Origin of the sequence: Kitasatospora xanthocidica (genome assembly GCF_014656195.1) — a bacterium.
In the GTDB taxonomy this organism is placed as follows: domain Bacteria; phylum Actinomycetota; class Actinomycetes; order Streptomycetales; family Streptomycetaceae; genus Kitasatospora; species Kitasatospora xanthocidica.
Genome location: NZ_BNBY01000001.1, coordinates 128,751 through 154,458 on the forward strand (window position 1 = coordinate 128,751; position 25,708 = coordinate 154,458).

The 25,708-nt window shown below is 72.1% G+C and carries 25 protein-coding genes; 11 read left to right on the forward strand and 14 right to left on the reverse strand.

Going from position 1 to position 25,708, the window contains the following annotated elements:
• Positions 1 to 30 precede the first annotated feature (30 nt).
• Both IE332_RS00535 and IE332_RS00540 read right to left on the reverse strand, forming a co-directional pair.
• Complete coding sequence (locus tag IE332_RS00535; RefSeq protein WP_189913037.1) at positions 31 to 1,194, reverse strand: sensor histidine kinase; 1,164 nt, start codon at positions 1,192 to 1,194, stop codon at positions 31 to 33.
• 356 nt (positions 1,195 to 1,550) lie between these two features.
• A complete protein-coding gene (locus IE332_RS00540; RefSeq protein WP_229928184.1) occupies positions 1,551 to 2,594 on the reverse strand; it encodes a S53 family peptidase in 1,044 nt (347 codons plus the stop codon).
• A 542-nt stretch (positions 2,595 to 3,136) separates the two neighbouring features.
• Between IE332_RS00540 and IE332_RS00545 the strand changes: the two genes are divergently transcribed.
• Together IE332_RS00545 and IE332_RS00550 are read left to right on the forward strand one after the other, a co-directional pair.
• Positions 3,137 to 3,925: an alpha/beta fold hydrolase gene (locus IE332_RS00545; protein ID WP_189913039.1), complete on the forward strand. Its 789-nt coding sequence runs from the start codon at positions 3,137 to 3,139 to the stop codon at positions 3,923 to 3,925.
• An 84-nt stretch (positions 3,926 to 4,009) separates the two neighbouring features.
• Entirely contained in the window at positions 4,010 to 4,627 is a 618-nt protein-coding gene (locus IE332_RS00550) for an RraA family protein (protein ID WP_189913040.1), read from the forward strand.
• 85 nt (positions 4,628 to 4,712) lie between these two features.
• On the opposite strand, the gene IE332_RS00555 is transcribed toward IE332_RS00550, so the two are convergent.
• Positions 4,713 to 5,537, reverse strand: a complete 825-nt coding sequence (locus IE332_RS00555) for an isocitrate lyase/PEP mutase family protein (protein WP_189913041.1) — start codon at positions 5,535 to 5,537, stop codon at positions 4,713 to 4,715.
• A gap of 112 nt (positions 5,538 to 5,649) precedes the next feature.
• Between IE332_RS00555 and IE332_RS00560 the strand changes: the two genes are divergently transcribed.
• Together IE332_RS00560 and IE332_RS00565 are read left to right on the forward strand one after the other, a co-directional pair.
• Positions 5,650 to 6,657, forward strand: coding sequence for an ArsR/SmtB family transcription factor (locus IE332_RS00560; RefSeq protein WP_189913042.1), 1,008 nt, complete (start codon positions 5,650 to 5,652; stop codon positions 6,655 to 6,657).
• 192 nt (positions 6,658 to 6,849) lie between these two features.
• Positions 6,850 to 7,524: a Crp/Fnr family transcriptional regulator gene (locus IE332_RS00565; protein WP_030288117.1), complete on the forward strand. Its 675-nt coding sequence runs from the start codon at positions 6,850 to 6,852 to the stop codon at positions 7,522 to 7,524.
• A gap of 119 nt (positions 7,525 to 7,643) precedes the next feature.
• Here IE332_RS00565 and IE332_RS00570 read toward each other — a convergent pair whose 3' ends face one another.
• From IE332_RS00570 to sp36, 5 genes are all read right to left on the reverse strand, one after another.
• Entirely contained in the window at positions 7,644 to 8,477 is an 834-nt protein-coding gene (locus IE332_RS00570; protein ID WP_189913043.1) for an MBL fold metallo-hydrolase, read from the reverse strand.
• Positions 8,478 to 8,520: 43 nt separating this feature from the next.
• Positions 8,521 to 8,694 carry a hypothetical protein gene (locus IE332_RS00575; protein WP_189913044.1) on the reverse strand — a complete coding sequence of 58 codons (174 nt, stop codon included), beginning with the start codon at positions 8,692 to 8,694 and terminating at the stop codon, positions 8,521 to 8,523.
• 77 nt (positions 8,695 to 8,771) lie between these two features.
• Positions 8,772 to 9,638 carry an NUDIX hydrolase gene (locus IE332_RS00580; protein ID WP_189913045.1) on the reverse strand — a complete coding sequence of 289 codons (867 nt, stop codon included), beginning with the start codon at positions 9,636 to 9,638 and terminating at the stop codon, positions 8,772 to 8,774.
• Positions 9,639 to 9,701: 63 nt separating this feature from the next.
• Positions 9,702 to 10,169 carry a RidA family protein gene (locus tag IE332_RS00585; protein ID WP_189913046.1) on the reverse strand — a complete coding sequence of 156 codons (468 nt, stop codon included), beginning with the start codon at positions 10,167 to 10,169 and terminating at the stop codon, positions 9,702 to 9,704.
• A complete protein-coding gene (gene sp36, locus IE332_RS00590; RefSeq protein WP_094743074.1) occupies positions 10,166 to 10,324 on the reverse strand; it encodes a Sp36 family protein in 159 nt (52 codons plus the stop codon). The genes IE332_RS00585 and sp36 overlap by 4 nt, the downstream gene beginning before the upstream one ends.
• A gap of 212 nt (positions 10,325 to 10,536) precedes the next feature.
• On the opposite strand from sp36, the gene bagA reads away from it, so the two are divergent.
• Together bagA and bagB are read left to right on the forward strand one after the other, a co-directional pair.
• Positions 10,537 to 11,610: an ATPase BagA gene (gene bagA, locus IE332_RS00595; RefSeq protein WP_189913047.1), complete on the forward strand. Its 1,074-nt coding sequence runs from the start codon at positions 10,537 to 10,539 to the stop codon at positions 11,608 to 11,610.
• Positions 11,607 to 12,794, forward strand: coding sequence for an ATPase BagB (gene bagB / locus IE332_RS00600; RefSeq protein WP_189913048.1), 1,188 nt, complete (start codon positions 11,607 to 11,609; stop codon positions 12,792 to 12,794). The genes bagA and bagB overlap by 4 nt, the downstream gene beginning before the upstream one ends.
• 239 nt (positions 12,795 to 13,033) lie before the next feature.
• Here bagB and IE332_RS00605 read toward each other — a convergent pair whose 3' ends face one another.
• A complete protein-coding gene (locus IE332_RS00605; RefSeq protein WP_033333275.1) occupies positions 13,034 to 13,357 on the reverse strand; it encodes a WhiB family transcriptional regulator in 324 nt (107 codons plus the stop codon).
• A 501-nt stretch (positions 13,358 to 13,858) separates the two neighbouring features.
• Between IE332_RS00605 and IE332_RS00610 the strand changes: the two genes are divergently transcribed.
• Positions 13,859 to 16,135, forward strand: coding sequence for a transglycosylase domain-containing protein (locus IE332_RS00610; RefSeq protein ID WP_308437504.1), 2,277 nt, complete (start codon positions 13,859 to 13,861; stop codon positions 16,133 to 16,135).
• A 196-nt stretch (positions 16,136 to 16,331) separates the two neighbouring features.
• Here the strand turns inward: IE332_RS00610 and IE332_RS00615 are convergent, their stop codons facing one another.
• Positions 16,332 to 16,784 (reverse strand): GatB/YqeY domain-containing protein, encoded by a 453-nt coding sequence (locus IE332_RS00615; protein WP_189913050.1) that lies wholly within the window; start codon positions 16,782 to 16,784, stop codon positions 16,332 to 16,334.
• Between the two features lie 621 nt (positions 16,785 to 17,405).
• Between IE332_RS00615 and IE332_RS00620 the strand changes: the two genes are divergently transcribed.
• From IE332_RS00620 to IE332_RS00630, 3 genes are all read left to right on the forward strand, one after another.
• A complete protein-coding gene (locus IE332_RS00620; protein WP_268256521.1) occupies positions 17,406 to 18,665 on the forward strand; it encodes a helix-turn-helix domain-containing protein in 1,260 nt (419 codons plus the stop codon).
• A 209-nt stretch (positions 18,666 to 18,874) separates the two neighbouring features.
• Positions 18,875 to 20,044, forward strand: coding sequence for a class I SAM-dependent methyltransferase (locus IE332_RS00625; protein WP_189913052.1), 1,170 nt, complete (start codon positions 18,875 to 18,877; stop codon positions 20,042 to 20,044).
• 67 nt (positions 20,045 to 20,111) lie between these two features.
• The gene (locus tag IE332_RS00630) at positions 20,112 to 21,125 is read left to right on the forward strand and encodes a methyltransferase domain-containing protein (protein ID WP_189913053.1); all 1,014 of its coding nucleotides are present in this window, start codon (positions 20,112 to 20,114) and stop codon (positions 21,123 to 21,125) included.
• Positions 21,126 to 21,207: 82 nt separating this feature from the next.
• Here IE332_RS00630 and IE332_RS00635 read toward each other — a convergent pair whose 3' ends face one another.
• Positions 21,208 to 21,783 (reverse strand): hypothetical protein, encoded by a 576-nt coding sequence (locus IE332_RS00635; RefSeq protein ID WP_189913054.1) that lies wholly within the window; start codon positions 21,781 to 21,783, stop codon positions 21,208 to 21,210.
• 18 nt (positions 21,784 to 21,801) lie between these two features.
• The gene (locus tag IE332_RS00640) at positions 21,802 to 22,587 is read right to left on the reverse strand and encodes a thioesterase II family protein (RefSeq protein WP_189913055.1); all 786 of its coding nucleotides are present in this window, start codon (positions 22,585 to 22,587) and stop codon (positions 21,802 to 21,804) included.
• Between the two features lie 159 nt (positions 22,588 to 22,746).
• On the opposite strand from IE332_RS00640, the gene IE332_RS00645 reads away from it, so the two are divergent.
• Positions 22,747 to 23,082: an acyl carrier protein gene (locus IE332_RS00645; RefSeq protein WP_189913056.1), complete on the forward strand. Its 336-nt coding sequence runs from the start codon at positions 22,747 to 22,749 to the stop codon at positions 23,080 to 23,082.
• 110 nt (positions 23,083 to 23,192) lie between these two features.
• Here the strand turns inward: IE332_RS00645 and IE332_RS00650 are convergent, their stop codons facing one another.
• Together IE332_RS00650 and IE332_RS00655 are read right to left on the reverse strand one after the other, a co-directional pair.
• Positions 23,193 to 24,452, reverse strand: a complete 1,260-nt coding sequence (locus IE332_RS00650; RefSeq protein WP_189913057.1) for a beta-ketoacyl-[acyl-carrier-protein] synthase family protein — start codon at positions 24,450 to 24,452, stop codon at positions 23,193 to 23,195.
• A 100-nt stretch (positions 24,453 to 24,552) separates the two neighbouring features.
• Positions 24,553 to 25,569 (reverse strand): ferritin-like domain-containing protein, encoded by a 1,017-nt coding sequence (locus IE332_RS00655; protein WP_189913058.1) that lies wholly within the window; start codon positions 25,567 to 25,569, stop codon positions 24,553 to 24,555.
• Between the last annotated feature and the right edge of the window lie 139 nt (positions 25,570 to 25,708).

The following is a 25,708-nucleotide window of genomic DNA, read 5'->3' on the forward strand; positions in this document are numbered from 1 at the left end:
GCCGTACGCCCCCGGGGCGTCGGGGCGTCGTCAGGCCGCGCTGGAGGCCCTCGCGGCTCCGGCCTCCCGGGCCGCGCGGATCGTCGTCCTCGGCGCGGACGAGGCCTCGACGACCGCCGAGAGGTGGAACCAGCCGGCGTCGTCCCGCTCGGCGGTCAGCCGGCCGCCGACGGCCAGCAGCCGCTCGGTGAGGTTGTCGAGGCCTCGTCCGCCGCTCGGCTCCCCCGGCTCGGCCGGTCCGCCGTCCGCCGGGACGCCGTCGTTGGAGACCGTCAGCCGTACGGTGCCGAGCCCGTCCCGGCCGGCCCGGATCTCGCAGCGCCCGGGCACGCTGTGCCGCAGCATGTTGGTGACCGCCTCCCGCACCACGGTGGCCAGCACCGCGTCCAGCTCCGGCCGCAGCACGCCGCAGTCCAGGTCGGCGTCGGCCCTGATCCCGGCCGCCCGCAGCGCCGAGACGGCCGAACGGGACTCCCGCGCCAGGGACATCTGGAGGTCGCCGCTGGAGATCCAGCGGGTGTCCGACATCGCCTGACGCACCATCGCCAGTACTTCGGACATCTCGGAGCGGGCCCGCTCCGGGTCCTCCAGGGCCAGCCGCTGGGCGAGTTGGCACTTCAGCGCGGCCACCGAGAGGCTGTAGCCGAGGAGGTCGTGCAGGTCGCGGGCGAAGCGCAGCCGCTCCTGGTCCACCGCGCGCTCCGCCAGCTCCGTCCGGGCGGCCCTCAACTCGGCCGTCAGATCGGCGAGTCGGGCCACGCCGTAGACGACGATGCCGCCCACGGCGGTGGAGACGACGGCGTTCACGCACTGGCCGAAGTTCCCGTCCAGCGCGGCGCAGAGCGGGTACTGGCCCGCCACCAGGGCGCCGAAGAGGATCCAGGAGCGGGGCGATTCGACGGTCAGCAGTACCGATCCGGCGAAGGAGCCGGGAATGCCGACCCACGAGCCGTCGAACACCAGGAACGGCAGGTAGGTCAGCACCCCGTGGGCCAACAGGCTCCACGGCCACCAGAGCCGCTCCAGCCGCCACGGGCCGGCGTGCATGATCTGGAAGCCGAGCAGCAGCAACAGGACGACCACGGCCGACAGTTGGTGCACGAGGCCGTCGTGGTTGCGGACGGTGGCCACCACCGAGGCGACGAAGAAGCCGACCGCCACCATGACGACGATGCCCTGGGTGAGCCTCGACAAGGGGTCGCCGGCCCTCCGGGGCGTTCGACGCCCGGTCGGCCACCGCGAGTGACGATCACCGTCGATTCGGTACGCACTGTGACCCAACGTCAGCTCCCGGTAGACGATTCGACCCGTCATCGGCATGCGGGGCCGCTTCGCACCACGAAGCGGCCCCCGTACGCCTCACCCCGAGCATAGTTCCCGTCGGCAATATCCCGTTAACATAGAGTCACTGACCGGAAATGATGGATTTTCGTCGCCGGTCGATCGCCACCGGACCGGCCGCAAATCGCGGCACATTCTCCGAACTCGTGGAATTGAACCGGCCGGTGCAGCGACCCGGGCAATCCGGCGGAGCGGCCGCGACCTGCGGCTCAGCGATCGGATTCGGCCAGTTCGCGGACGAAGACGGGAACATCCACCGTGCCCCAACCACTCGCGGTGTCGAAGCCCGGGCCGGCGGTGAAGCCGGGAACTCCGCCGTAGTCATTGCGGCCTTCGGTGACATCGGTGATTCCGGCCGCCGCACCGCGCCGGCCGAGCCGGTACAGCAGGGGGTTGACGTCGCCCAGCCGGCCGCCGTGCTCTTGGACCGCGAGGGCCACCACGCCCGCGAACAGGGCCGCGGACTGCGAGCTGCCGCGGGAGCCCTGCATGGTGACGTCGGGGATCGAACGGCCGCCCGCTCCGCCGGCGACCGCCGTTCCGCCGTCCGCCGTTTCGCCCGCCAACGCTCCGCCGTCCGCCACGGACCGCTGCCACCACGGCCGGGCGAACGTCGACGAACGGCCGGCGCCCGACTGCGGCCAGAGCGTGTCGGGCGCCGTCCGGTTGCCGTCGCGGTCGACGTGCAGCCGCACCGCGCCCACCGCCGTCACACGCGGGTCGGAGGCCGGCCAGGCCACCACCCTCCGGTCGTACGTACGGTCGGGCCGGTCGCGGAGCGGCCCGGTCGGCCCGTGGTCCCCGGCGGACGCCACCAGCGTCACCCCGGCCCGGCCGGCGCGGGAGAAGGCCCGCCCGAGGCGGTGGATCGACCGGGGGTCGGTGAAGTTCTGCTCGGGCGTCCCGAAGCTCATCGAGACCACGTCGGCGATGCCGTGCTCGGTCAGGTGGTCGAGGGCCCGCATCATCTCCGGCATCCCGGTCTCGCCCTGGGTCTCGTCGACCGGGATCGCGGTCACCGCGATGCGGGCCCCCGGTGCCAGCGAATGGATCATCGCCACGTCCATCCTGGTCTCCTGTTGCCAGGCGCGGCAGTTCGCGGTGTTCACGCCGGGGTCGGTGCAGGACGGCGCCTTTCCCAGCGGTTCGAGGTTCAGGATGTCCGCGGGCGGCAATCCGTAGGCCTCGTCGTACTTCGCGATGAATTCGGCCAGCTGGGGATCTCCGTAGGAGACCAGGACACCGACCGTCACGCCTTTTCCGGTGATTCCCCGCTGCCACAGTTCGGCGGCTCTGTACGGCACCGCGATGGACGGCTCTTTCGCCGGTTCCGCGGCACCGGCCCGGGCCGCGGCCGGTGCCGCCTGGGCCGGGGCGGCCAGAATTCCGCACAGCAAGGGAAATACGACGGCGGCGCGGCGCCGGAATTCGACGCGCCGGCGCTTCGAGTCCGTTCCCATGTCCACGCTCTCCCTTTTCGTCGAGGGCTCTCCGCGCCTCATGATCCGGTTCGAGCGGCCGGAGGTCAGGGCCCCTCGGCGAGAACGTGGATTTTCCACGGACGGGACCGTGCGCCACGCCCGTGGCCGTCGGCCCGGGGCGCGGCCCATGGTTCCCTCGGGGCCGTCGGGCAGACCCGTCGAGAGCCCCGGCGAGGTGGTCCTGCCCGTCCGGAGTGAGGCCGGCGGCAGGAGGATCACGGGCGCCCCGGAAAATTCCTCGGCGGGAGCGATGAGTTCCGCGACGGACGGCGGTCTACCCCTGCGACCGGATCGTCCGACCGAAGGAACACCCCATGAGCACCGTGGTCTCCACCGACGGCACCACCCTCGCCTGCACCGTCACCGGCTCCGGCCCGGCCGTCGTCCTGGTGGACGGGGCGACCACCCATCGCGCCTTCGACCCGGGCGTCGCGACCGCCGAGCAGCTCTCGGCCCACCACACCGTGTGGGCCTACGACCGGCGCGGCCGCGGCGCCAGCGGCGACACCGCCCCCTTCGCCGTGGAGCGCGAGATCGAGGACCTGGCCGCCGTGGTCGCGGCGGCCGGCGGATCGGCCGCCGTCTACGGCATTTCCTCGGGCGCCGCGCTCGCGCTGCGAGCGGCCGCCGCGGGCGTCGCCATGACCCGACTGGCCGTCTACGAGCCGCCGTTCAGCACCGAGGCGGCCCAGAGCGCCCGCTTCGTCGGGTACGTCACCGAGCTGGAGACGGCGCTCGCCGAGGGGCGGCGCGGGGACGCCGTCGCGGCCTTCATGACCTTCGTCGGGTTGCCCGCCGAGATGCTGGCCGGGATGCGCGCCGCCCCGATGTGGCCGCTGCTGGAGGCGATCGCGCCGACCCTGGCCTACGACGCGGCGGCGCTCGGCGCGCGGACCGGCGGGACCGTCCCGGTCGACGTCCTGGCCCGGATCACCGTGCCGACCCTGGTGCTGGACGGCGGCGCCAGCCCGGAGCTGCTGCGGGCACCGGCCGCCGCGGTGGCCGCGGCCGTGCCGGGCGCCGAGTACCGGACGCTGGCCGGCCAGACCCACGACGTGGCGGCCGGGGTCCTCGTGCCGGAGCTGGTGAAGTTCTTCGCCTGACCTCGGGTCCGGAGGCGCGGGCGACGGGTTCTACGCTTCCGACGGACCGTCTCCCGACGGGCCGATAACGGAGGACGAGGAAGCATGGACGCCGACTTCAAGGACATTCCCACCACCACCCTGGCCGACATCCTGGGCCGGTCCCGGGTCATGGACATCGGCCTGCGCCCGCTCTGGGCCGGGATGCCCCGGGTGGCCGGCCCGGCGTTCACCGTGCAGTGCCCGCCCGGCGACAACCTGATGCTGCACGCCGCGATCCACCGGGCCGAGCCCGGCTCGGTGATCGTGGTGGAGTCCGGCGACCTGGACTACGCGCTGGCCGGCGGCAACGTGTGCGCCGTGGCGCAGCGCCGGGGCGTGGTGGCCTTCGTCGCCGACGGGCTGATCCGGGACCTCGGCGAGGTCCGGGAGGCGGGCTTCCCGGTCTTCGCCCGCGGGGTGATCCCGATCCCCGGGACGAAGAAGGCGCTGGGCACCCACGGCGCCCCGGTGCGCTGCGGCGGGGTGCTGGTGGCGGCCGGCGACATCGTGGTGGCCGACGAGGAGGGCGTCGTGGTGGTGCCCGCCGCCGAGCGCGGGCCGGTGCTGGACGCGGCCCGCGCGAAGCTGGCCAAGGAGGCCGCCGAGACCCTGGACGAGTGGGCGGCGGAGCACCGCGACCGGATCGAGCGGACCCTCGCCGAGCTGGGCTTCCAGGGCTGACGGCTGCGGGCCGGGGCCGGCGGGGCGGGGGCCGGGGCCGGCGGGGCGGGGGCCGGGGCCGGCGGCGCCGGCGGGCCAGTGGCCGTCAGCCCCGGTACAGCCCGTTCAGCTCGCCGAAGCCGAGCGCGCCGTCGAGCTCCGTCAGCGTCCCGGCGCCGAGCAGTTCGGCGGCGGCGCGGTGGGCCGCCGTGTACGCGGCCTGGGCGAGGCCGGTGCCGAGGCTGATCCGCCGCACCCCCGTGGCGGCGAGTTCGGCGACGGTCGGCCCGCCCGGGACGGCCATCGCGTTCACCGGCAGCGCCGAGCGCTTGCACAGCTCGGCGAGGGCGTCGAGGTCCAGCAGCCCGGGGACGAACAGGCCGTCGGCGCCGGCCTCGGCGTAGGCCTCGGCCCGGGCCAGCACGTCGTCCAGCCCGCCCAGCCCGAACAGGAAGACGTCGGTGCGGGCGTTGACCACCAGCTCGGGCAGTCCGGCCGCGGCCGCCGCCGTACGGGCCGCGCGCAGCCGCTCGGCCTGCTCGGCCACCGGGAACAGCGGGCCGCCGACGGCCGTCGAGTCCTCCAGGTTGACGCCGACGGCGCCCACCCCGACCAGGGCGGTCACGGTCTCGGCGACGTCGACGGGCAGCGGCCCGTACCCGCCCTCGGCGTCGACGGTGACCGGCAGGTCCACCGCCGCGACGATCCGGCGGGCCGCCTCGACCGCCGCCGCCCGGTCGAGCCGCTGGCCGTCGCCGTGCCCGAGCGACCAGGAGACGCCACCGCTGGTGGTGGCGACGGCGCGGGCGCCGGCCGAGGCGATCACGGCGGCGCTGCCCGCGTCCCAGGCGTTGGGCAGCAGGAGCACGCCGTCCGCGACCAGTTCGCGCAGCCGCAGCGCCCGCTCGCGGGACTCGGGGGTGGTGGACATGGGTGGCACCGGCTTTCGTACGGATCGGTGGGGACGGAGGCATCCTGCGCCCGGCCGCCCCACCGGTACCAGTGATTAAGCTGAGCCTGAATCTTCCGCGGAGGGGGCCCGGATGCGCACCGAACTGCATTTCTCCACACAGGACTTGGCGCTGACCCGGTTCGCCGTCTCGCCGATGCAGGAGGTGGTGACCAGCCTGCGCGCCCTCGCCGGCTCCGCCGTCCCGGCGCTGCACCGGCGCTGGGCCGGGCAGGTCCGCGAGCGGCTGGCCGCCGCCGGGCCGGCCCTGGACCGGCTGACCGCGCTGGTGCCGCCCACCGGGCACCTGCCGGACTTCCTCAACCCCGCCCCGGCCGGCTTCTCCCCCGGGCTCGCCGAGGAACTGGCCGCGATCACCGCCACCGGCGCCGGGCAGGTCCGGGCCGACCTCGACATCATGGCCGCCGAGGCCGGCGGCCGGCTGCCCGCCGTCCTGGCGCCGCTGTACCGCGACCCGGCCGCGCAGCTGCCCCGGCTGGCCGCCGACGTCGAGGCGTACTGGGAGCTGGCGCTGGCCCCGTACTGGGCCCGGATCCGCGCGCTGCTGGCGGCGGACGTCTTCCACCGCTCCCGGCAGGCCGCCGAGCACGGCACCGCGCGGATGCTGGGCGAGCTGCACGACACCGTCCGCTGGGACGGCGCCGCGCTGCGGCTGGAGCGGCGGCACTGCGCCGTCACCCGGCTGACCGCCGGGGCCGGGCTGCTGCTCCTGCCCTCGGCCTTCGCCTGGCCGCGGGTGCTCACCCGGGTGCTGCCGCCCGATCCGCCGCAGCTGGTCTACCCGGCGCGCGGCACGGCCACCCTCTGGGAGCGCCCGCCGGGCGCGGCGGCCCGGACCGACGCGCTGGCCGGCGTCCTCGGCCGCTCCCGCGCCCGGCTGCTGGCCGAGCTGGACTCCCCGGCCTCGACCACCGAGCTGGCCCTGCGCGCCGGACTGTCCCCCGCCGGCGCCTCCCAGCACCTCACCGCCCTGCGTACGGCGGGCCTGACCAGCGCCCACCGCGCGGGCCACGCCGTCCTCCACGCCCGTACGGCGGTCGCCGATTCACTGTTCGATTCAGACGGACAGGAGTTCGACTAGGGCCCGTCTTCGAGCCCGCGTCGTCCGCGTCGTCCGATGACCCGCCGGTACGAATGGCCCCGCACGGCGCACCTCGACACACCCCCTCCTCATATGATCGGAGCGACATGCGCCATGCTTGGTGATGCAGAACACTGAACGGAACTTGCGCCGGACGGCCCACCCGCCGGACGGCCGAGAAGGAGGAAGCACGTGGACGACGTTCTGCGGCGCGCCGCACTCTTTGCGGCACTCGACGACGAACAGGCCGGCGAGCTGCGCGCTTCCATGACCGAGGTCACCCTCGCCCGTGGGGAGTCGCTGTTCCACGAGGGCGACCCGGGCGACCGGCTGTACGTCGTGGCGGAGGGCAAGGTCAAGCTGCACCGCGCCTCCCCGGACGGCCGCGAGAACATGCTGGCCGTCCTCGGCCCCAGCGAGATGATCGGCGAGCTGTCGCTGTTCGACCCGGGCCCGCGCACCGCGACCGCCAGCGCGCTCACCGAGGTCAAGCTGCTGGGCCTGGGCCACGGCGACCTGCAGCCCTGGCTGCACGCCCGTCCCGAGGTCTCCATCGCGCTGCTGCGGGCCATCGCCCGCCGACTGCGCCGGACCAACGACGTGATGTCCGACCTGGTCTTCTCCGACGTGCCCGGCCGCGTCGCCAAGGCTCTGCTGGACCTCTCCCGCCGCTTCGGCGTGCAGTCCGAGGAGGGCATCCACGTCGCCCACGACCTCACCCAGGAGGAGCTGGCCCAGCTGGTCGGCGCCTCCCGCGAGACCGTCAACAAGGCGCTCGCCGACTTCGCCGGCCGCGGCTGGCTGAAGCTGGAGGCGCGCGCGGTGGTCCTGCTGGACGTCGAGCGGCTGTCCCGCCGCTCGCGCTGAGGCGCCGGGCGACGACACGCCGAGCGCCGACACGCCGGGCGACGACACGCCGAGCAGCGGCGCTTCGAGCACCGCGAAGGGCCCGTCCGAACGGACGGGCCCTTCGGCGTTCACCCGGGTCAGTCCGCGCCCGGGATCAGCCCGTGGTCCACCAGGTAGTCCAGCTGGGCCCGCACCGAGAGTTCGGCGGCCGGCCAGAGCGCCCGGTCCACGTCGGCGTAGACCCGCGCCACCACCTCGGGCGCGGTCCGGCAGCCCGACTCGACCGCGGTCTCCACCTGGGCGAGCCGGGCGGCCCGGTGGGCCAGGTAGTAGTCGACGGCGCCGAGCGCGTCCGCGAGCACCGGGCCGTGCCCGGGCAGCACCGTCCGCACGCCGTGCTCGGCGGCCATGGTGTGCAGCCGGCGCAGCGAGTCCAGGTAGTCGCCGAGCCGCCCGTCGGGGTGGGCGACCATCGTGGTGCCACGGCCGAGCACGGTGTCGCCGGTGAGGATCGCACCGTCCTCCGGCAGGTGGAAGGTCAGCGAGTCCGAGGTGTGGCCGGGGGTGGCCACCACCCGCAGGTCCAGACCGCCGACGTCCAGCCGCTGGCCGCCCACCAGGCCCTCGGAGCCCAGCCGGTGCGCCGGGTCCAGCGCCCGCACCTCGGTGCCGGTCAGCTCGGCGAAGCGGGCCGCGCCCTCGGAGTGGTCGGCGTGGCCGTGGGTGAGCAGGGTCAGCGCGATCCGCTTGCCGCGCTCCTCCGCGAGGCCGATCACCCGGCGCAGGTGGTCCTCGTGCAGCGGGCCGGGGTCGATCACCACGGCCAGGTCGGAGCCGGGTTCGGAGAGCAGCCAGGTGTTGGTGCCGTCCAGCGTCATCGGCGACGGGTTCGGCGCCAGCACGCACAGCGCCCTGGGGGTGGCCTCGCCGCCGACGACGGCGGCGGGGTCACCCGGCAGGAGCCCGCTCATGCGGACACCTCGCCGAACTCGGTGATTCGCTTGCTCAGCTGGCTCACCGGCCTCCCCGTCCATCGCGATGGAGGGCCCGCAGCGGCAGCGCCCGGACGATGGCGCGCTGCGCCACCTCGACGAACGGGACCGGGTGGTCGCAGGCAGGGGTACGGGGGATCACGCGGCGGGCGGGCATCTCGGGTGCCGTCCGGCGAGCCACGTCGTTGTGGGTCATCGGGCGTCGGTCCTCTCTCTGCGGTGGTGCGGGGCGGGTGTTCTTCACGGTGTCGCGGGTGGTCTTCCGCGGGTGGGTCAGGGGTTCTCGGGGAACTCCCCGTCGATGGTCAGTTCGTCGTACCCGGGCCAGCGGACCGTCATGCGGTCCCCGCGGACCTCGGCCCGGCCCAGGACCGGTGCCAGCCGGCGGCCGGCGGCCGCGGCCAGCGCCTCGGCGGCGCTGCCGACCGACGACAGCTCGCGGAGCACCGTCACGGTGGGCGGCAGCATGCCGAACCGGCCCTCCTGGTAGCCCCGGACCGCCTCGGCCGGGCTCAGCCAGGCGACCCGGTCGGCCTCGCCGACCTCCAGGGCCGCGCGCTGCCCGGACGGCAGGGCCGCCACGAAGAACCAGGTGTCGTACCGGCGCTCCTCGAACTCCGGGGTGACCCAGCGGGCCCAGCCGCCCAGCAGGTCGCTGCGCAGCACCAGGCCGTGGTCGCGCAGGAACTCGGCGAAGGACAGCTCGTGCGCCTCCAGCGCGGCCCGCTCGGCGGACCAGTCGCGCGGCGCGGCGACGCTCTCCGCGTCCGGGCCGGCCAGCAGCACGCCGGCCTCCTCGAAGGTCTCGCGGACCGCCGCGCAGACCACCGCCCGGGCCGTCCGGGCGTCCACGCCGAGCCGGCGCGCCCACTCCTCGGGCGCGGGCCCGGCCCAGCCGGTCTCGACCTCGGCGTCGCGCGGGTCCACCCCGCCGCCCGGGTAGGCGTACATCCCGGCCGCGAAGGCCATCGAGGTGCGCCGGCGCAGCAGGTAGGCCTCCGGCCCGTCGGCGGCGTCGCGCAGCAGCACCACGGTGGCGGCGGGCCGGGGCACCGGCGGGGTCAGCACGCCGGACTCGACCGCCCGGATCCGGGCGGGCCAGCCGGGCGGCATCGGGAGCGTCGTTGCTCGATGGTCCATGCCCGGATGCTAAGCGCACGGAGGCGGGGTAGACCAGGGCCTACCCCGCCTCCGCGATCACGTTCAGGCCTGCTTGACGCGCACCTGGAGCTCGATCTCGACCGGGGCGTCCAGCGGCAGCACCGCGACGCCGACCGCGCTGCGGGCGTGCACGCCCGCGGCGCCCAGCACCTTGCCGAGCAGCTCGCTGCAGCCGTTGATCACGCCCGGCTGGCCGGTGAAGTCGGGGGCGGAGGCGACGAAGCCGACGACCTTGACGACCCGCTCGATCCGGTCGAGGTCGCCGATCACCGACTTCACGGCGGCCAGGGCGTTCAGCGCGCAGGTCTGCGCGAGCTCCTTGGCCTCCTCCGGGGACACCTCGGCGCCGACCTTGCCGGTGCTCACCAGCTTGCCGCCGACCACCGGGAGCTGGCCGGAGGTGAACACGAACTCACCGGACTGCAGGGCCGGCACGTACGCGGCGACCGGGGCGGCCACCGGCGGCAGGGTCAGGCCCAGCTCCGCGAGCTTCGACTCGACGAGGCTCATGCGTTCTTCTCCCGCTTGAAGTAGGCCACCAGCTGCTCCGGGTTCGGGCCGGGCACGACCTGGACGAGCTCCCAGCCGTCCTCGCCGAAGTTGTCCAGGATCTGCTTGGTGGCGTGCACGAGCAGGGGCGCCGTCATGTATTCCCACTTGGTCATGGCCAGACTCTAGACGAGCCGCCCGGGCGATCGGCGCCGCACGGGAGGCGGCGTGTGAGGTGGGGCACAAAGAGGGCATGATCGGTCTGGTAACCCCAGGCGCTCCGGGCATCCGGGGCGGTCCCTGGTTACCCTCGCGGGAGGGCACCCTGGTGAGGGACACCCTCGTCAGGAGGGGACGCCCGTAGGACGGAGACGGACGGAGACGGAGCGTGGCACGCACCCCCGGCCAGGCGGACCGGCGCGATCCCGACTGGGAGGGCGTCCGGCTGCACGTGGTCAGCGGCAAGGGCGGCACCGGGAAGACCACGCTGGCCGCCGCGCTGGCCCTGGCGCTCGCCGCCGAGGGCGGACGCGTGCTGCTGATCGAGGTCGAGGGCCGGCAGGGCATCGCCGAGCTGTTCGGCATCGCCGCGCTGCCGTACGAGGAGCGCCGGATCGCCTCGGTCTCCCGCCGGCAGCTGGGGCTCCCGGCCGGTGAGGGCGGCCCGGGCGAGGTCTTCGCGCTGGCGATCGACACCGAGCAGGCGCTGCTCGAGTACCTGGAGATGTTCTACAAGCTCGGCCGGGCCGGCAAGGCGCTGCAGAAGGTCGGCTTCGTCGACTTCGCCACCACCGTCGCGCCCGGGGTCCGGGACGTCCTGCTGACCGGCAAGGCCTGCGAGGCGACCCGGCGCAAGGACCCGGACGGCCGGCGGCGCTACGACGCGGTGGTGATGGACGCCCCGCCGACCGGGCGGCTGACCCGCTTCCTGAACGTCAACGCCGAGGTCGCCGGGCTGGCCCGGATCGGCCCGATACACACCCAGGCGCAGGCCGTGATGCGGGTGCTGAGGTCGCCGGAGACCGCGGTGCACCTGGTCACCCTGCTGGAGGAGATGCCGGTGCAGGAGACGGTCGACGGCATCGCCGAGCTGCGCGAGGCGAAGCTCCCGGTGGGCGGGGTGATGGTCAACATGGTCCGGCCGCCGGTGCTGGACGCGGCGGCCGTGGCCGCGGTGCACGGCGACCACCGGGAGGAGGTCGCCCTGGCGCTCGGGGAGGCCGGGCTCGGGGGCCGCTCGCGCAAGCCGGAGACGGTCCGGGCGGCGGTCGAGCCGCTGATCGACCCGCTGCTGGAGCAGGCCAGGGAGCACGCCGAGCGGGTCGAGCTGGAGCGCGCGCAACGCGCCGACCTGCAGCAGCTGCGGCTGCCGACGTACGAACTGCCGCTGCTGGGCGAGGGCGTGGACCTCGGCGGGCTGTACCGGCTGGCGGGCGAGCTGAAGCGGCAGGGGGCGGCATGACGGGCAACGGCACGAGCACCGGCGGCGGGGTGCGGAGCACCGGGAAGCGGCTCGCCGTGGACGAGCTGATCGACGACCCGGGGACCAGGATCGTCGTCTGCTGCGGCTCCGGCGGCGTGGGCAAGACCACCACCGCCGCCGCGATCGGCCTGCGGGCCGCCGAACGCGGCCGCAAGGTCGTGGTGCTGACCATCGACCCGGCCCGCCGGCTCGCCCAGTCGATGGGCCTGACCGAGCTCGACAACACCCCCCGGGTGGTCAAGGGGGTGACCGGCGCCGGGGAGCTCCAGGCCATGATGCTGGACATGAAGCGGACCTTCGACGAGGTCGTGCTGGCCCACGCGGAGCCCGAACGGGCCCGGATGATCATGGAGAACCCGTTCTACCAGTCCCTGTCGGCCGGCTTCGCGGGCACGCAGGAGTACATGGCGATGGAGAAGCTCGGGCAGCTGCGCGCCGCCGAGGAGTGGGACCTGATCGTCGTGGACACCCCGCCGTCCCGCTCGGCGCTGGACTTCCTGGACGCGCCCAACCGGCTCGGCTCCTTCCTGGACGGCCGGGTGATCCGGATCCTGACCGCCCCGGCCAAGGTCGGCGGGCGCAGCGCGATGCGCTTCCTGAACGCAGGGATGGGCCTGCTCACCGGCACCCTGGGCAAGATCTTCGGCGCCCAGCTGCTCACCGACGTGCAGACCTTCGTCAGCGCGATGGACTCGATGTTCGGCGGCTTCCGCGAGCGCGCCGACCGCACGTACCAGCTGCTCAAGGCGCCGGGCACGGCGTTCCTGGTGGTGGCCGCGCCGGAGCGGGACGCGCTGCGCGAGGCGGCGTACTTCGTGGACCGGCTCGCCGCGGACCGGATGCCGCTGGCCGGGCTGGTGCTCAACCGGGTGCACGGCACGGGCGCCCCGCAGCTCACCGCGGAGCGGGCGCTGGCGGCGGCCGAGGCGCTGGAGGAGAACGGCTCGGAGCACTCCTCGCCGGAGGCGGAGCTGCTCGCGGCCGGGCTGCTGCGGCTGCACGCCGAGCGGATGCAGATCCTGGGGCGGGAGCGCCGTACCCGGGACCGCTTCGTCTCGGTCTACCCGGACGTGCCGATCGTGGAGGTGCCGGCGCTGCCGGGCGACGTGCACGACCTGGAGGGGCTGCGGGCCATCGGGGACCGGCTCAGCGGCACGGCCTAGGAAGGCACGGCGCAGGAAAGCACGGCGTAGGAAGGCACGGCCTGGGAAAACCCGGCGTAGGAAGGCACGGCCTGGGAAAACCCGGCGCAGGAAGGCACGGCCTGGGAAAACCCGGCGCAGGGCGCCGGGGAACGACGAGGGGCGCCACGGGCGGTGCGGCAGGGCACCCGCCCGGGGCCGATCCGGCCCGGACCCCCCGGTACGGCCGTTTCGGCCTGGTCGGCCCGTTCGTCCCGGACTCAGCCCGCCTGGGCGTAGTCCGTCAGTATCACTCCGGTCGCGAGGGACTCCTCGTACTCGGTGCGGGCCGTCTCCAGCAGCCTCCGCCACGACATGACCGTCGGGCGGCGGCGCAGCAGCGCCCGGCGCTCGCGCTCCGTCATCCCGCCCCAGACCCCGAACTCCACCCGGTTGTCCAGGGCGTCCGCGAGGCACTCCGTCCGCACGGGGCAGCCGCTGCACACCGCCTTCGCGCGGTTCTGTGCCGCCCCCTGGACGAACAGTTCGTCCGGATCACTCGTGCGGCAGGCGGCCTGCGCACTCCAGTCGTCAACCCAGCCCATCCCGGCGCCGTCCTCTCCCGTATCGAGGCTCCCCCACGGCGGCAACGGCATATTCACCGTTGCCAGTTGAGGACGTTACGGAAGAACGACAGCTTGCAACAGCCCCTTCGGGCTCAATCTCGAATGACCCGATTGGACTATGGGTATCGGTCAGCTCACTCGTTGGAGTGATCGCAGGTCGCGCGGCTTGCCAAGGGCGGAGTCCGTACTCTCGCCACAGGCGTCATCACGCAGCGCAACCGTTCACACGGGCACAGCAGCCCCCAGCTGCCTCAAAACCCGGACATCCCCCTGCAATTCGGGCAACTCTCCCCACCCACAAGAGTGAGTGATGTTGACGCACCGAAGCTGTACCAAGCTTGTGACAAGCCTAGGCGAACACCTGCCGCCGTGTACGGGAATCGGCGACGTAGGGTTCTCCCCATGGCACCGAAGCGCCCACAGGCACCCCAGCCCCCAGGCAACACCGGAGCTCCGCGCGGGAGGACCGGCGGATCACCGTTGGAGCACGTCGGCAACGGCGTGAAGTTCCTGGGCGTCAGCGTGCTCTCCGGAGTCCTGCTGGCAGGCCTCGCCCTGCCCGCCGTCGGCGCCATCGGGCTGACCGCCAAGGACACGGCGGAGAGCTTCGACAACATCTCCGACGACTTCAAGACCCCGCCGCTCACCCAGGCGACCCAGATCTTCGACGCCAAGGGCGGCCTGATCGCCAAGGTCTACGAGCGCGACCGCACCGTCCTCACCGCCGACCAGATGTCGCCCTTCATGCGGCACGCCCAGGTGGACATCGAGGACGCCCGCTTCTACGAGCACGGCGCCGTCGACCTCAAGGGCATCCTCCGCGCGGTCAGCAAGAACGCCGAGAGCGGCACCACCTCCCAGGGCGCCTCGACGCTGACCCAGCAGTACGTGAAGAACGTCAACGTGGAGAAGGCCGGCGACGACCAGGCGGCCGTCCTGGAGGCCCAGCGCAAGACCCTGGGCCGCAAGATCCAGGAGCTCAAGGTCGCGATCAAGCTGGAGGAGGACCTGAGCAAGGATCAGATCCTCACCAACTACCTCAACATCACCTTCTACGGCCACCAGGCCTACGGGGTGGAAGCGGCCTCCCAGCGCTACTTCAGCAAGAGCAACAAGGACCTGACCGTCGCCGAGGCCGCCACGCTGGCCGGCATGGTGCAGAACCCGTCGTCCTACGACCCGGTGCGCTACCCCGAGAACACGGTCAAGCGCCGCAACGTCGTGATCGACAAGCTGCTGGAGAACAAGCACATCACCCCGGAGCAGGCCAAGGAGGCGAAGGCCGCCCCGCTGGGCCTCGCCTACAAGGACCCGCAGAACGGCTGCATCACCGCCAAGGCCGGCATGGGCTTCTTCTGCGACTACGTCCGCCACGTGGTGAAGCAGGACCCGTCCTTCGGCAAGAGCGCCGAGGAGCGCAAGAAGCTCTGGGACACCGGCGGCCTGAACATCTACACCACGCTGGACCCGGACAAGCAGGCCGCGGCCCAGAACGCCGTCACCAAGAAGGTCAACGTGACCGACCAGGTGTCGGCGGCCGCGACCATGATGGAGCCGGGCAGCGGCAAGATCGTGGCGATGGCCCAGACCCGCCCGTACGGCCTGGACCCGAACAAGAACCAGACCGTCGTCAACCTCAACGTGGACGCCGCGATGGGCGGCGGCAACGGCTTCCAGACCGGCTCGACGTTCAAGCCGATCCTGGCCGCGGCGGCGCTGGAGTCGGGCATGGCGCCCACCCAGCCGTTCCCGTCCGAGAACAAGATCGAGTACCCGCAGATGTCCACCTGCTCGGGCACCTGGAAGAACGTCCCGACGCCCGGCGAGGGCAAGGCCACGGTGAAGAACGAGTCCGAGAAGGAAGTCGGGCCGTACCAGCTCAAGCAGGCCATGGCGCTGTCGGTCAACACCTACTTCGTGCAGATGGAGCAGCAGGTCGGCCTCTGCGCGATGAAGCAGATGGCGAACAAGCTGGGCATCACCCAGTCCGCGAAGGGCGACGCCTTCAAGGAGGTGCCCTCGATGGTCCTGGGCACCCTGGAGCTCTCCCCGCTGACCATGGCGAACGTCTACGCGACCTTCGCCGCGCGTGGCAAGTACTGCACCCCGGTCGCGATCAACAAGATCAGCACGGTGGACGGCAAGGAGCTGCCGGTCCCGCAGACCCAGTGCAGCCAGGCCTTCTCCGAGGACACCGCGGACAAGCTCAACACCGTCCTGCTGAACGTGACCGAGAAGGGCACCGCGGCCGCGCTCGGCCTGGACGGCGGCCGCAAGATCGCCGGCAAGACCGGTACCACCGACGAGAAGAAGGCCGCCTGGTTCAGCGGCTACACCCCGTCGCTGGCCACCTCCGTCTGGCTCGGCGGTCCGGCCGGCGGCGTGAAGATGAAGAACATCAACATCGGCGGCAAGCACTTCGACGAGGTCTTCGGCGCCGACGGCCCCGGCCCGATCTGGCAGCTGGCGATGAACGAGGCCCTCAAGGGCACGCCGATGGAGCCGATCCAGACCGTCGACATCCCGGACCCGCAGCCGGCCACCCCGCCCGCGGGCGCCACCCCGCCGGCCGACCCGAACACCCCGCCCGGCGGCAACCCCCCGCCGCCGCAGCAGGGCGGCGGCAACCCCGGCGGAGGCGGCAACCCCGGAGGCGGCGGCAACCCCGGCGGGATGATCGGCGGCGGGTTCACCTTCCCGCCGGGCATGATCGGCGGCGGCGGCAACGGCGGAAAGCACGGCGGCGGCAACGGCTGACCGAACCGCCGGGGCCGGACCCGCGGAACAGTAGGGGAACAGTAGTGAAGGGGCGTCCTCCGATTCGGAGGACGCCCCTTCACCGTTTTGCCGGGGTGACGGACGCTCAGAACCCGGCGCGCCATTCACCGTTGGCTGGAGCGCCGCTCGATTCCGGCCAGAGCCGGATCACGCCGACGCACCCGCGCACCGTCGCTCAGGACAGCGCGGCCTTGACGGCGGCGGCGACCCGGCCGCCCTCGGCCAGACCCTCCACCTGCGGCTTCACCAGCTTCATCACGGCACCCATGCCCTGCGGGCCGGTCGCCCCGCTCTCGGCCACGGCGGCCGCGACGATCGCGGCCAGCTCCTCGTCCGAGAGCTGCTTGGGGAGGTAGGTCGCGAGCAGCTCGCCCTCGGCCCGCTCCCGGGCGGCCTGCTCGGTGCGGCCGGCCGTGTCGAAGGCCTCGGCGGCCTCCCGGCGCTTCTTCGCCTCGCGGCCGATCACCTTCAGCACCTCGGCGTCGGACAGCTCGCGCTTCTGCTTGCCCGCCACCTCCTCGCTGGTGACGGCGGCCAGCGTGAGCCGGATGGTGGACGCGCGCAGCTCGTCCCGGACCCTGATCGCAGCCGTGAGGTCCTCGTGCAGTTGCTCCTTGAGCGTTGTCATTTCCTCTTCTTATCCTTCGGCCATGGATGGACTCAACCAGGTTTCCACCGGGTATCCGCTGCGGTTAGCGCAGGTGAACGAGTATGCCGTGTCAAGAGCGCCGGACCGCCGAACGGCCACGCGTCAGCCCGGTGGGCGATCACGGCCGGGAAGGGGCCGTAGGATCCGGCCAACATGGCCGAGAATGCCCGCATACTCTCGGCAGAACAGCCGGATATTGCCGGAAGCACCGTGGAGTTGCCGGTGCCAAAAGGGGCAAATCGAACAGAGCGGCAGGTTCGCAGAAATAGTCCGCGTAGTACACTCGTTCGCATGTAGCTTGAGTAGCCTTACGGGCTGTGGTCACCTCACCGACAAAGACCGCTCCCGAGCAGCAGCGACATACCACCACCACGTCCCCAACTCATTTTTCCACGGTTCTGACACATCGCGGACCGCGCCGGCACGAGCACTCTCCCGGAGGCTCCGGACAAGACCGCGCGGACAGTAATGATCTTTCTGGAGTGATTGGCGCCGCGCGTCGGCGTGTTAAGTTCTGACTTGGATTCTGCTCACAACAGCAGGAAGCGCGGGGGAATGGACAACAATCAGCTTCGCTCCATGTTAGTAACCCAACGGAAGATGGTCGGCTGGAGTCAGGAACAGTTAGCCGAGCATTCCAATGTCAGTGTTCGGACCATTAGGAATCTGGAAACCGGCGCGATCAAGAATCCGCGGCGCAGCTCCGTGGAACTCCTGGTCGGCGCCCTGCTCTCCGCGGCGACCAGCCAGGACACCCTGATATCCCACGTCGCCAATGCGGGAACCCCGACCGGGATGCTGTCCTCCCGGCTGGAACCCGGTCTGCTGACCAACGTCGTCGAGGTTCCGGACAACGCCCGCTGGCAGGGGCTGCGCCCCAAGACGGACATCACCGTCGGGCGCCAGGCCGACCTGCTGCACGTGGTGACCACCCTCCGGCCCGGGCGGCCGCTGGTGCTCACCGGGCCCGCCGGCGTCGGCAAGACCCGGCTGGCCCTCGACTCGGCCGCCCACCTGCTGGACCGCTTCCGCGACGGCGTGGTGGTCCTGGAGCTCGGCTCGGTCACTCCCGAGAGCGTCGACGCGGCCGCGGCCTCGGCGGAGGTGCAGCGCTCGCTCGACACCCTGCTGCACGGCTACGACCGGGACCCGAGGACCAATCCCGAGCTGCAGATGATGGTCGTCATCGACAACGCCGAGCACGTCATCGGCGCGGTGACCAGGCAGGTCAGGATGTTGCTCGACCGCCATCCGGCGCTGCACATCCTGATCACCTCGCTGCGGGCGCCGGCCTCCATCCCGGCGGACCTGTGGGAGGTGTCGCCGCTGTCGGTCGACTACCCGGAGGGGAGCTACGGCTGCCCGCCCGCCGCCGAGCTGTTCTGCCGCCGGGTGCACTCCGTCGTACCGACGCTGGACCTCGGCGACCAGATGCCGCAGGTGGTCGAACTCTGCCGGCGGCTGGGCGGCCTCGCGCTGGCCATCGAGAACGCGGCCTTCCGGATGCGCTCGGTGCCGCTGCACGTCCTGGTGGACGAGTGCCAGGTGCTGCCCATCCTGGGCCAGGACGAGGTGGGCGGGCTGTCCCACCACCGCTCGCTGCACCGCAGCCTCGCCTGGGCCTACGGACTCCTCGACGACCGGCAGCGCCGAGCCCTCAGACAGCTCTCCCGCTTTCCCGATGAATTCTCCATCGACGATGTCCGGCAGGAACCGGTCGACGGCCGGGAGCCCTCCCGCAATATCGATGTGCTGGCCGATCTCGTCGATTTCTCGGTCGTCCAGGTGAAACGTGGCCACCAGTACGCGTACCGGGTCCCCCGGATGATGCGCGAGTACGTCAACGCCATTCCGGCCTGAGGCCGGCACACACTCACACCGTCCGCTCGTCGGGGCGTTTTCCGTCCACGCCGGCCGCTCTGCCGTGCCCGGATACGGTTCCGGGCACGGCCCGGCCGTGGGGCTGCCGTCCGATCGAAATCGGCCGTTCACGCCCAGGCCATTCGGGAAACACCCTGCGGAAAATTCAGCACCGCCCGGCGAAATGCCTTGAGCGCAAATGGGGATCGATGACCACGATAGACTCCTCCGCCCACGACACCAGAACCGATGAAACGTCGGACGAATTCACTCCGCAGCCGGACACCGGCGTGGCGCCGCTGGTCGACGGCTCGAAACTGATCGGCGATCCCCGGGACAGCGCGGTCGTCCGGGCGTCACACCGCGTCTACGAACACTTGATCGCGATGTTCGCACCCGGAATGATCGAGGCCGCGTTCGACCTCGGCGTCTTCGTCGCCCTGGCCGACGGCCCGGCCACCCCCACCGACCTCGCCGCCCGGCTGGACGCCGACGCGCACGGCCTGCGGGTGCTGCTCGACGGCCTGTACTGCTACGAGATCGTCCAGCGGGTCCGCGCCGAGGACGGCGAGGACCTCTACCGGCTGGTGGACGGCATGGCCGAGTGCCTGCTGCCCGGCGGCCTGTACAGCCTGGCCGGCCGGATCGGCTACGACCGGGCGATCGGCTGGGACGTCTGGCGCAACCTCGCCGACCACGTCAAGCGGCCCGCCCGCGGCGCGGACGGCGGCTACCAGGCCAACCAGCTGTCCGCCGAGGACTACGAGCAGGTGGCCCGCGGCATCAACTTCTGGGCGCCGCCGATCGTCGAGTCGCTGGCCAACCTCCTGGCGGAGGAGGAGGGCTGGAAGGGCGAGGCCGACCGGTCCATGCTGGACGTCGGCTGCGGCACCGGCATCTACAGCCAGCTGCTCCTGCAGCGCTTCCGGGGACTGCGGGCGACCGGCCTGGACCACCCGCGGATCGTTCCCATCGCCCGCGGGCAGGCGGAGCGGCTGGGCGTGCGGGAGCGGTTCGAACCGGTGGAGCGCGACTTCTTCACCGAGGAGTGGAACACCGGCCAGGACCTCGTCCTGCTGGTGAACATCTTCCACCTGCAGACCGCGGAGGGCTCCGAGGAGCTCATGCGACGGGCGGCGCAGGCGGTGCGCCAGGGAGGCGTGGTCGCGATCGTCGACCACATCGTCGACGACGAGACCGACGACCAGTCGATCCAGAACCGCTTCTTCCGGCTGTTCGCCGCGTCGATGCTCGTCACCGGCGGCGGGGACTCCTTCTCCCTGGCGGACTACGACCAATGGCTCGACCGGGCCGGCCTGGTGCGGACCGCACTGGTCGACACCCCGATGCACCGGATCCTGCTCGCCCGGCGCCCGTGATCATCACCAGCCCGGCCGGACCTCCCGTCCGGCCTGCCGGATTCCATTCCTTAGAGGGGACAAGGAAATGACCGACAACCTCGTGCTCGGAGCGGCGAGAATGACCGCCGCCGACATCTTCAACGCTACCGTCGCCTCCTCGGCGATCGGCGCCGCCTGGGAGGTCGGAGCCCTCGACGAGCTGGCGGAGCAGGACAAGCTGGACGTCGCCGAGTTCTCGGAACGCAACGACCTCGACCAGTTCGCGGTCGAGGGGATGTTCCAGGCCCTGGCCAGCGTCCGTATCGTCCAGCGGCAGGGCGCCCTGATCGTCACCGACGTCAACTTCGCCGAGGTGTACCGCGCCAAGGCGTTCTACCACTGGCTGTCCCGCGGCTGCGCGGCGCTCTTCGCCGACATGCCGGCCGTGCTGAAGAACGAGAACCGCGTCGGCAGCTTCTACCGCCGCGACTCGGCCGCGATCGCGATCGCCTGCCGCGACATCAACGCCAACTTCTTCGACCCGGTGTTCAAGAAGGCCCTCGGCTCGGTCGGCGAGTTCAGCAAGATCGCCGACCTCGGCTGCGGCAGCGGCGAGCGCATCATCAGCGTGCTGCGGGAGAACCCGAACGCGACCGGCCTCGGCATCGACATCGCCGAGGGCGCGCTGGGCGTGGCCCGGGCCTCGACCAAGGAGGCCGGCTTCGAGGGCAAGGTGTCCTTCGTCAAGGACGACGCCACCAACCCGCAGCCGCACCCGGAGTTCGCCGACGTCGACCTCCTGACCTCCTTCCTGATGGGCCACGACTTCTGGCCGCGGGAGAACTGCATCGCCTCCCTGCGCGGGCTGCGCAAGGCGTTCCCGAACGTCAAGCGCTTCCTGCTCGGCGACACCGCGATGACCACGGACATCCCGGACTCCGAGATCCCGGTCTTCACCCTGGGCTTCGAGGTCGCGCACCGCATGATGGGTGCCTACCTGCCGACCCTGGAGGAGTGGAACGGGGTGTTCGAGGAGGGCGGCTGGCGCCTGGTCGAGGCGCACCGCGTGGTGACCCCGGCGGACAGCGTGATCTTCGAGCTCGAGCCGCTCGCCGACTGATGACACCGAAGTGCTCCGGGACTGATCACCCCGGAGCACTTCTTCGTCTTCTCAATGGAATTGACTGGCCGTCACTTGGTGCCTACTTGGCTCCCGACTCGCTCTCCGCGACCGCGGGCATGGTGTGGCCCGGGCCGGTGGGCCGCACCTCGGTGATGCCGGGGGCGCGCCGCATCATCACGCCCTGCTGGACGGCCAGCGTGACGCCGACCCCCAGCCAGACCCCGTTGCCGTTGAACTGGCCGTGGAAGAAGACCACTTCGACGCCGCCGACGACCAGCCGCTCGGCCAGGTTCGCCACCCACAGCTTGGCGGTGGTCCGGCCGCCCTTGCGCAGCAGCCGGCCGGTCTGGTCCCGCCACATCGGCATCGTCAGACCACGGTAGTAGCCGAAGACCAGGGAGAACGCCAGCCCGATGACCAGGAAGACGACGCTCGTCGTCTTCGCCTCGGCGGGGCCGGGCGGCAGGAACCCACGCAGCACGAGCATCGCGACCCACAGGAAGGTCTGGGCTCTGACGTCGCGGACACTGAACTGGGAGACGAGGACGATCGCCGTGATGAGGACGATGAACGCCACGTTGAGAACGGCGAAGACCGTGTCGTCCGAAGGCGAGTGCTGAGCGGCCAGGGATCCCCAGGATGCCAACAGCGTCATTGAGCCACCTCGGTGGTGTTAAGGGTGATGGTCGGGCCAAGTGCCTTGTGGCAGAACGCCTCTGAGCGCTGCCAGCACGGCGGCCGGGGTGGTGCGCGGGAAGTCGTGGCCGCCCTCCAGGACGGCCAGGGAGTACTCCCCCGCCGCACATGCGGACCAGTGGTGCAGGTGTTCGGCGGGCGCCACGGAGTCCTCGGAACCGCCGAGGACGTGCAACGGGGTGCGCACCGGGGAGGGGGCCGGCAGGACGTGGCCGTCGGCCAGCGTGAAGTCCTTCCTGATCCCGGCCAGGACGGTGCGCAGGAAGTCCGGGTACCTGAAGAGCTCGCGCGGGACAGCGTCCTGCGCGACCAGCCAGCGCAGCAGCTCGACGTCGCGCAGCTCGGACAGCTTCGCCTCCGGCGGCCGGTGCGGGGCGCGCGCGGCCGCCACGACGGTCGCCAGCGGCGCCGGGCCGCCGTGCCGCTCCAGGAGCAGCGTGACCTGATGGGCGAGCAGTCCGCCCAGGCTGTGGCCGAAGAGCACGAACGGGGTGTCGAACTCCCCGGCGAGGGCGGCGAACAGCTGCTCCGCCGTCTCCGCCAGCGAGTCGGGCAGCCGCTCCTCGGCGCGGGTTCCGCGGCCGGGCAGCTCCACCGGTGCCAGCTCGACCCCGGCCGGCAGATGGGCGCGCCAGCCGGCGAAGGCGCCCGCGCCGGCCCCGGCCTGCGGCAGGCAGATCACCCGAAGCCGCCGCTCCGAGGTCTCAACGCGGCCGACGATCCAGGGAGTTGACGATGACTTCGCCGGCACATCGGTGTCCATGACACCGAGCATAGGGGGCGGACCGGAACATTCTCCAGGCAAACCGACGGCAATCCGTCACCCCCGGAGGCGGTCCGGTCACCGAACGTTCGATCTTGCCGAGTCGTTGCCGGAGGCGATGCCTGGAAGGCCGGGCCCCGGCGCGGCGACGATCCATGTATGACCGACATCGCCTCCGCCCAGATCCCTGATGTGATCAGCCAGCTGGTCAACCTCATCGCCCCGACCAAGAAGGACCGGATCGGTCCGGACACCAAGCTCGTCAGCGAGCTGGGCTACCACTCGCTCGCGATGGTCCAGATGGGTCTCACCCTTGAGGACGTCTTCGAGTTCGACGGCCTCCCCCAGGAGCGCGCCTCCGCGCTGGAGACCGTCCAGGAGATCACCGAGCTCGTCCAGGAGCTCCTGGACGAGGGCGAGGGCGTCCTGCCGACCGTCGACCACCTGCAGTCCATCGTCGTCCCGCTCGGCGGCGACTGGCCGCCGGCGTCCTGACCTCGCGCCACCGCCCCGCCCTCCTCACGCCGCTACGCCACCGCCCCCGGGCCAGGAACCGACCTGGCGCGGGGGCGGACCCGTGAGCACGGGCAGGAGGAGGAGCGGGCTCACGCCCCGGCGCGGAAGGCCAGCACGGTGTTGTGCCCGCCGAAGCCCGCGCTCTGGGTGAGCGCCGCCAGCGGCCCGGCGGGCAGCGGCCGGGGCGCGAGCCGGACCACGTCCAGGTCGATCGCGTCGTCCAGGTCGTCCACGTTGATGGTGGGCGGAGCGGTGCGGTGGTGCAGGGCCAGGACGGTCATCGCCGCGGCCAGCGAACCGGAGGCGCCGATCAGGTGCCCGGCGGAGGACTTCACGGCCGACACGGCCGGCCGGACGCCGCCGAGCGCGGCCCGGATCGCCAGCGCCTCGGCCGCGTCGCCCACCGAGGTGGAGGAGGCGTGCGCGCTGACGTGGCCGACCTCCGCCGGCTCGACCCCGCCGTCCGTGAGCGCCCGCCGGATGGCCCGCGCCATCCCCTCGCCGTCCGGGTGCGGGCGGGTGATGTGGTGGGCGTCGACGCTCGCCCCGGCCCCGGCCAGCTCGGCGTAGATCCGGGCGCCGCGCCGACGGGCGTGCGCGCCGGACTCCAGGACCAGCACCGCCGCGCCCTCGCCCAGGACGAAGCCGTCCCGCTTCTTGTCGAAGGGCCGGGAGGCGCAGGCCGGGGCGTCGTTGTTGCGGGACAGCGCCTTCATCGCCGCGAAGGCGGTGATCGCCATCGGGTTGATGACCGCCTCCGTGCCGCCGGCCACCACCACGTCGGCCCGGCCCAGCCGGATCAGGTCCAGTGCGGCCGCGATGGCGTCGGCGCCCGCCGCGCAGGCCGTCGAGGGCGCGTGGGCCACCGCCGTGGCGTTCAGCTCCAGCGCGCACAGCGCCGCCGCGGCGTTGTTCATCAGCATCGGCAGGGTGAACGGCGAGACCCGGCGGGTGTCCCCGGCCCGGATCAGGTCGTGGGCCGGCAGCAGGGTGCTCAGGCCGCCGATGCCGCTGCCGATGACCACCGCGAGGCGCTCGGACTCCGGGTGTCCCGGCGCGCCCGCGGCCGCGCCGAAGCCCGCGTCCAGCCAGGCCTCGCGCTGGGCCAGCAGGGCGAACTGGGCGGAACGGTCGGTGCGCCGGGCCTGGACCCGGTCGATCAGCGGGGCCGGCTCCACGGCGGCCGGGGCCGCGATCCGCACCGGCAGGTCCGCGGCCCAGGGGTCGGCGATCGCGACCGCCGCCGAGACCCCGTCGAGCAGTGCCTTCCAGGTGGACCCGGCGTCGCCGCCCAACGGCGTGGTGGCGCCGAGCCCGGTGATGACGACGTCGTCGCGCTGCGCAGGCACGCGGCTCCTCCGATTCGTTCTCGTCGTTCTCGTCGTTCTGTCGTTCGCTTCGTTCTGTCGTTCGCTTCGTTCGAGTGACGGGGGTGCGGTCGCCCGGCGGTCAGTTGACGCCGACGAAGGCCTCCGGCTTGGCCAGGTGCTCGCTGAGGAAGAGGTCGCGCAGCTTCGGGCTGAGCAGGCCGACCTGCCGCAGGATGTGGATCACCTGCTGGAACAGCAGCTGGCGGTAGCCGAACATCATCGGGTCGTTCATCGCGAAGGTGATGCCGCGCTCGACGTCCAGCTCCATGCGCTCCCACACCTCGCGCAGCAGGAAGCGGCGGGACATCAGGAAGATCGACTCCAGCAGGAACTCCTCGCGCTCGGCGCGCTCCTTGCTGTTCATCTGCTCGTACATGCCGGTGAGCGAGACCACGCCGAAGCCGATGTGCCGGGCCTCGTCGCGGGCGATCATCCGGGTGATCTGGGTGATGATCGGCTCGCCGAAGCCGGTGCCCGCCAGCCGGGTCGCCGCCAGCGCGAGGCCCTCGACGATGACCTGCATGCCGAGGTAGACGATGTCCCAGTCGGACTCCGAGAGCAGGTCGCGCAGCAGCGACTTGAGGCCCGGGTTGATCGGGTAGGAGTTGCCCAGCTTCTCGTCGATGTACTTGGCGTACGCCTCGACGTGCCGCGCCTCGTCGGCGACCTGGGCGGCCGCGTAGATCTTGGCCTCCATGTCGGGCACGGTCTCCACCAGTCGGGCGGTGGTCACCAGCGCGCCCTGTTCACCGTGCAGGAACTGACTGATCATCCAGGAGAGGTACTCCCAGCGGAACTGGTTGATCAGTTCCTCGGGAACCGGGCTGCCCGCACCGCGGAAGTTCTGCAGACCGGTGCTCTGCCCCTCGTCCAACTGCGCGCCGAACCGGACCTCGTGGTTCCAGTCGATATCGGTCGCGGCGTTCCACTGCGCGATCTTGCTCTTCTCGTAGAGCGCCCAGAGCCGATTGTTGCGCTCGCCGTAGTTCCAGTTGAGATTTGCCTTGAACCCGGCGTCGACCTCCATCAGACTCTCCCTGGTCTTGTCCAGGGTGAACAGCACGGTTTCCCGTTCGCCGTGGATTTCGGTATTCATCGCCGCCGGGCCCCTTTGGATTGACGTACTGCCACACGGATACTCTCGGACGGAACGCCCGCGAATAACGAGGCACTCACTGGGCAACTTGCAGGCATGATGAGTTGCCTGCGCCCCTGCCTGGGACGACGGAAGGCCA